The sequence below is a fragment of the Acinetobacter sp. genome, assembly GCF_050285345.1.
Lineage (GTDB): Bacteria > Pseudomonadota > Gammaproteobacteria > Pseudomonadales > Moraxellaceae > Acinetobacter.
In genome coordinates this window covers 21,139-27,381 of the sequence record NZ_JBLZXR010000105.1, presented here as the reverse complement: position 1 = coordinate 27,381, position 6,243 = coordinate 21,139, and the positions used below count along the sequence as shown (strand labels likewise).

5 protein-coding genes are annotated in these 6,243 nt (G+C 42.0%); all 5 read left to right on the top strand.

Translation table 11 applies throughout. The features are described from left to right. On the top strand, positions 1-627 hold a 627-nt coding region (locus ACN6OV_RS09055; protein ID WP_427952186.1), incomplete at its 5' end, for an electron transfer flavoprotein subunit beta/FixA family protein. Positions 628-644: 17 nt separating this feature from the next. Continuing rightward, positions 645-1,577, top strand: a complete 933-nt coding sequence (locus tag ACN6OV_RS09050; RefSeq protein ID WP_427952184.1) for an electron transfer flavoprotein subunit alpha/FixB family protein — start codon at positions 645-647, stop codon at positions 1,575-1,577. A gap of 471 nt (positions 1,578-2,048) precedes the next feature. Continuing rightward, positions 2,049-5,033, top strand: coding sequence for a DNA gyrase subunit A (gene gyrA / locus ACN6OV_RS09045; RefSeq protein WP_427952182.1), 2,985 nt, complete (start codon positions 2,049-2,051; stop codon positions 5,031-5,033). A gap of 258 nt (positions 5,034-5,291) precedes the next feature. Continuing rightward, a complete protein-coding gene (locus ACN6OV_RS09040; protein ID WP_427952180.1) occupies positions 5,292-5,597 on the top strand; it encodes a hypothetical protein in 306 nt (101 codons plus the stop codon). Positions 5,598-5,794: 197 nt separating this feature from the next. Next, complete coding sequence (locus ACN6OV_RS09035) at positions 5,795-6,238, top strand: DUF3887 domain-containing protein (RefSeq protein ID WP_427952178.1); 444 nt, start codon at positions 5,795-5,797, stop codon at positions 6,236-6,238. Positions 6,239-6,243: the final 5 nt, after the last annotated feature.

Here is a 6,243-nt window from a genome sequence, read left to right as displayed (position 1 = left end):
GTGGAAGAAGCGGTTCGCTTAAAAGAAAAAGGAACTGTTTCAGAAATCGTTGTTGTTTCTATTGGTCCTAAAGAAGCGCAAGAACAAATCCGTTCTTCAATGGCGCTTGGTGCAGACCGCGGTATCCTTGTTGAAGCTGACGACAGCCAATTAGGCGCACTTGAAATTGCGAAAATCCTAAAAGGTGTGGTTGACGCTGAACAACCTCAATTGATCCTTCTTGGTAAACAAGCAATTGATGACGACTCTAACCAAGTCGGTCAGATGCTTGGTGCACTTCTAGGTGCAGGCCAAGGTACTTTCGCTTCAGAAGTTAAAGTTGATGGCGACAAAGTACAAGTAACGCGTGAAATCGACGGTGGTTTACAAACTGTTGAACTTGCACTTCCAGCAATCATCACGACTGACTTACGTTTGAACGAGCCGCGTTATGCTGCACTTCCAAACATCATGAAAGCGCGTAAAAAACCGCTTGATACCAAGTCACCGGCTGATTTTGGCGTTAATCCTGCAACTAAGCTTAAAACTGTAAAAGTTGAAGCTCCTGCTGAACGTAAAGCTGGTGTACAAGTGAAGTCTGTAGACGAGCTTGTAGAAAAATTGAAAAACGAAGCGAAAGTGATCTAATACAGAAGGATACAATCATGAGTATTTTAGTTATCGCTGAGCACGACAACAAAGCACTAAACGGTGCAACTTTAAACGTTGTTGCTGCGGCGCAAAAAATCGGTGGTGATATCACTGTGTTGGTTGCTGGTTCAGGCGCGCAAGCAGTTGCTGACCAAGCCGCGAAAGTTGCTGGCGTAAGCAAAGTATTGCTTGCTGATGATGCAGCTTATGCAAACCAATTGGCTGAAAACGTTGCAAAGTTAGTGGCTTCAATTGGTGCGGGTTATTCTCACATCCTTGCAGCTTCTACAACAACTGGCAAAAACATTCTTCCGCGTGCTGCTGCACTTTTAGACGTAAGCATGATCACTGACATCATTGCTGTTGAAGGTGCTAAAACTTTCAAACGTCCAATCTATGCGGGTAACGCAATTGCAACTGTAGAATCTGCTGAATCAGTAGTTGTTGCAACTGTTCGTGGTACTGCATTTGATGCTGTAGCGGCTGAAGGTGGCTCTGCTGCTGTTGAAGCTATTGCTTCTACGGGCGATGCAGGTATTTCTAAGTTCGTTTCAGAAGAAATCGTAAAATCTGAACGTCCTGAATTAACAGCTGCACGTATTGTTGTTTCTGGTGGTCGTGGTGTGGGTTCAGGTGAAAACTACCACGCTGTACTTGATCCATTGGCTGACAAGCTGGGCGCTGCTCAAGGTGCGTCACGTGCTGCAGTAGATGCAGGCTTCGTACCAAACGATATGCAAGTTGGTCAAACAGGTAAAATTGTTGCGCCAGAACTTTATATCGCTGTAGGTATCTCAGGTGCGATTCAGCACTTGGCAGGTATGAAAGAGTCAAAAGTAATCGTTGCGATTAACAAAGACGAAGAAGCGCCAATTAATGCAGTAGCAGACTACTGGTTAGTGGGTGACTTGAACACTGTGGTTCCTGAATTGGTTTCTAAAATCTAATTCCTGAACGAATTGTTCCCAAAAACCCTTAGAGCAATCTAAGGGTTTTTTTATGGTCTGATGTTTTCTGATGTTTTACATAATTGCTTTGCGTTTAGCTGAATTGCAGATCAGGCTGTGATTAAAGCAAAAAGTTGCTCAAGCTGCGCTTCAGTTGTCTAAATTGCTCGTTCAGGATCCCATCTCACCATTCCAAGGGTAGCGATCTTGTATGTAGTAGCGGCATTTTAGAGATGTATTTCACATCTATAGCGGTGGATTCAGTTGAATGTTTGGCTTTGGATGAAAGACACCTAAATTATTAAAAAATATAACGGGATAGTCTGTATCCAAAACACACATTTTAGAGTGGTTTTATGCTATAATTCACGGCTGTATTTTACATTTTGACTCATGCTTTTGAGTGAAATTTTAGCTGAATTTACGACATATAAATGCAGGTCATTTTTGCCTGTATAATAAGGAGTATGCATGAGCGTATCGGAAATTAGACCGATTGCCATTGAGGATGAACTCAAAAGTTCGTATCTCGATTATGCGATGAGCGTAATTGTATCGCGTGCATTGCCAGATGTGCGGGATGGTCTAAAACCTGTTCACCGCCGCGTGCTTTTCGCAATGCACGAATTGAGCAATGACTACAACAAAGCGTACAAAAAGTCTGCCCGTGTAGTCGGTGACGTTATCGGTAAATATCACCCTCATGGTGACTCAGCTGTATACGAAACAATTGTTCGTATGGCTCAGGATTTCAGCTTACGTTATCAATTGGTGGATGGTCAGGGTAACTTCGGTTCTGTCGATGGTGACAGTGCAGCAGCAATGCGTTATACCGAAGTCCGTATGCGTAAATTGACTCATGAGCTATTGGCCGATCTTGAAAAAGATACCGTAGAGTGGGAAGACAACTACGACGGTTCTGAACGTATTCCGCAAGTGATGCCGACGCGTGTGCCGAACTTACTGATTAACGGTGTAACAGGTATTGCAGTCGGTATGGCGACCAATATGGCACCGCACAATATGACAGAAGTCGTTAATGCCTGCTTAGCTTATGCCAATGACCCACAGATCAGTATTGAAGGCTTGATGGAACACATCTCAGGTCCAGATTTCCCTACAGGCGGTACTATTTACGGTAAATCAGGCATTGTGGACGCTTACCGCACAGGTAAAGGCCGTTTGCATATCCGCGGTAAATACCATATCGAAGAAGACCAGAAAACTGGCCGCAGCACGATTGTCTTCACAGAAATTCCGTATCAGGTCAACAAAGCGAAAACCATTGAGCGTATCGCTGAGCTGGTGAAAGAGAAAAAGCTGGAAGGTATTTCAGAACTGCGTGATGAATCCGATAAAGACGGCATGCGTATTACCATTGACTTGAAACGCGGTGAAAACGCAGAAGTGATTGTCAATAATCTGTTCATGAATACGCAGCTGGAAAACTCATTCAGTATCAACATGGTGTGTTTGGATAACGGTCAGCCGAAACTGATGAATCTGAAAGACATCATTGCGGCCTTTGTACGCCACCGTCAGGAGGTGGTGACACGTCGTACCATGTTCGAACTGCGTAAAGCACGTGAACGTGGCCACATCTTGGAAGGTTTAACGGTTGCATTGGCCAATATTGATGCCATTATCGAAACCATTAAGAGTTCTGCGAACCCCGCTGAAGCGCGTGAGCGTTTACAAGCTGGTGAGTGGGTTGCGGGCGGTGTTGCTGCACTGCTTGAAAAAGCAGGTTCTGTTTCAGTTCGTCCAGATGAAATTGAAGGTGAAGATCCAAATCGTCCATTTGGTATTGATGGTGATGTTTACCGTCTTTCTCCAACACAAGTGGGTGCGATCCTTGAATTACGTTTACATCGTCTAACAGGTCTAGAACAAGACAAGTTACATGCTGAATATACGGATATTCTTGGTCAAATTGCTGAATACACTGCAATTTTGAATGACTTCAATTTATTGATGAACGTGATTAAAGAAGAATTGTCTTTAATCTTGCAACAATATGGCGATGCACGTCGTACCGATATTGTTGAATCGCGTATCGATTTCTCGCGTGAAGATTTGATTCCTGAAGAGCAAATGGTTTTGACTGTTTCTAAATCAGGTTATGCAAAAACTCAACCCTTGTCAGACTACGCTGCTCAGCGTCGTGGTGGCCGTGGTAAGTCTGCAACCTCAATGAAAGAAGATGATTACATTCAACATCTGATTGTGACATCGAACCATGCAACGGTATTGTGCTTCACTAACGTGGGTAAAGTATATCGTCTGAAAGTGTATGAAGTGCCGCAAGCGTCACGTGGTGCGAAAGGTCGTCCGATGGTGAACTTATTGCCACTCGATGACAATGAAACGATTACTGCGATTTTACCGGTCATCGATGCGCCGAAGAAATTTAAAGAGCGTTTGGCTGACTTTAAAGCATTCGTAAAAACCAATGCAGCGCAGTTACAAAGCAATGAAGTGATTAATGGTCATTTTGTTGAGCTGGAAAATGCACTTGCTGAAACTGAAGATGGCGCGGATGATTTATCTGATACACTGCGTATTCAGTTGAAACAGTTGGGTCTAGAGCTTTCTACTACCGACCTTGATGACGAAATCATCAATGACTTCGTACAACAAGCTGAAGCGGTACGTAAAAACTTCTACGTATTCATGGCAACCGAATACGGTACGATCAAACGTGTTGAACTTGAACAGTTCTCGAATGTCCGCTCAAACGGTCTGCGTGCAATTGAACTGAATGGCGATGATACCTTAATCGGTGTTGCGATTACCGATGGCGAACAGCAAATTATGTTGTTCTCGAACGAAGGTAAAGCGATTCGTTTTGCAGAAACTGATGTGCGTTCAATGGGCCGTTCTGCCAAAGGTGTACGCGGTATGCGTGTGACCATTGGTGCAGCCGCTCAAGCGGAAGATGTTGAAGATGCAGATGTGGATTCAGATGATGAAGAATCTTTAGATTCAGCATTAATCAGCCGTATTGTGTCATTGGTGGTGGTTCCGGAAACTGGTGAAGTGCTGTGTGCTTCTGCAAACGGTTATGGTAAACGTACCCCAGTCGATGACTTCCCGACCAAAAAACGTGGCGGTAAAGGTGTTATTGCAATTAAAACATCTGAACGTAACGGCGAACTGGTGGGTGCTGTATCAATTGATGCATCGAAAGAGTTAATGTTAATTTCAGATGGTGGTACGTTGGTGCGTACACGTGCTTCTGAAGTGGCACAAACTGGTCGTAATGCACAAGGTGTTCGTCTGATCCGTTTAGGTGAAAACGAGATCTTGGTCGGCGTTGTTGCGATTGAAGCAGTGGAAGAAGATGAAGCTTTTGATGAAGTGGATGTAGCTGAAACTGAACAACTTGTAGATGATTCAACCATTATCGATCAAAATGAAAATGCATCAGACTCAAATGAGCCTGAGGAAAATTGATTTTAGATCCATGAAAGAGGACGCTTCGGCGTCCTTTTTTATAAGTGGATTGTTATAAACAATTAAATTGTATAAATAAGAAAAGTGATTTAAATGTATTTCAAAAAAATTGTTCAATGCAAAGTTCTGATCATTTGTTTCACTTTAATAGGATGCAGTGAACCGATATCGTTCGAAATCAATGAAGGTATAAGAAAAGAATCATCCATCCCTTATAATTTGAGTCCCTTACAACTTCAGCATGTTGAGCAATTGTATGTGGCCATACGTGATAAAGATGTAGAGCAAATTCAGCAAATAACAGATGAAAATCTTTATCGAGAGTTGTTGGAACAGCCGACATTACTGCCAGAGATCTCGGCATATATTCCATATTATGAAAAACTTTTAGATCATAAAATGTTGGAATATAAAAGTGTCAAACATAGTCGAGCTGGTGAGCTGATTGAAGCAAAATATAAGTATGAATATGAACAGCGAACGGTATTTTATACTGTGCTCTTTAGAAAAGATGATCCTTTAGCCAAAATTATCGGTGCACATCTCAAGTTAGTGACTAAATAGTCCTAAATTTTATAGGCAAACTCTATTTAAAAGTATGAAGAGTGAAATTGTTCAGTCGAGTTTAAGTGAGCAGAACATTATTTTGCTTAGTACAAGCGAATTGGAAAGGAAGAAGTTTAATGAGACTTCTTTATTTTCAATACGAATACTGAAAGTTTTTATATACTTAAAATCTAAATTTAGGAATCAGCGTGGATATGAAGGCAAATTTTTTGTTACTAGGTTGCGTCATAGCATTGTCGGGTTGTGACCAAATTGGTCAAAAAGCATTAAATGCAATTCCTGACCCAAGTGAAGCACAGGGTGAAGTTGCACAGGCGGCTTATGATCAATTACGTGAAGGCAATTTTGACCAGTTATATGTGTATTTAGAGCCTGAGCTGAAAGCAAAATTTATGCAAAATGAAAAAGAGTTGCGTAAATTTACCCGAGGGATTCCAGATAAACCGTATACACGCAAAAATATTGTGGCCAAGCATATTGAAAAGGCAATGGATAAACCATCACTGTATACGGTGACTTATGAATATGGCTATAACAATACCAATCTGGTGCAGTATGATGTGAGTTTCGATAAACCTGCGGGCAGTACCAAAATTCGGAATTTAAATGTTTCTGTGTTTGGTGAAAAGAATAAATAATAAAA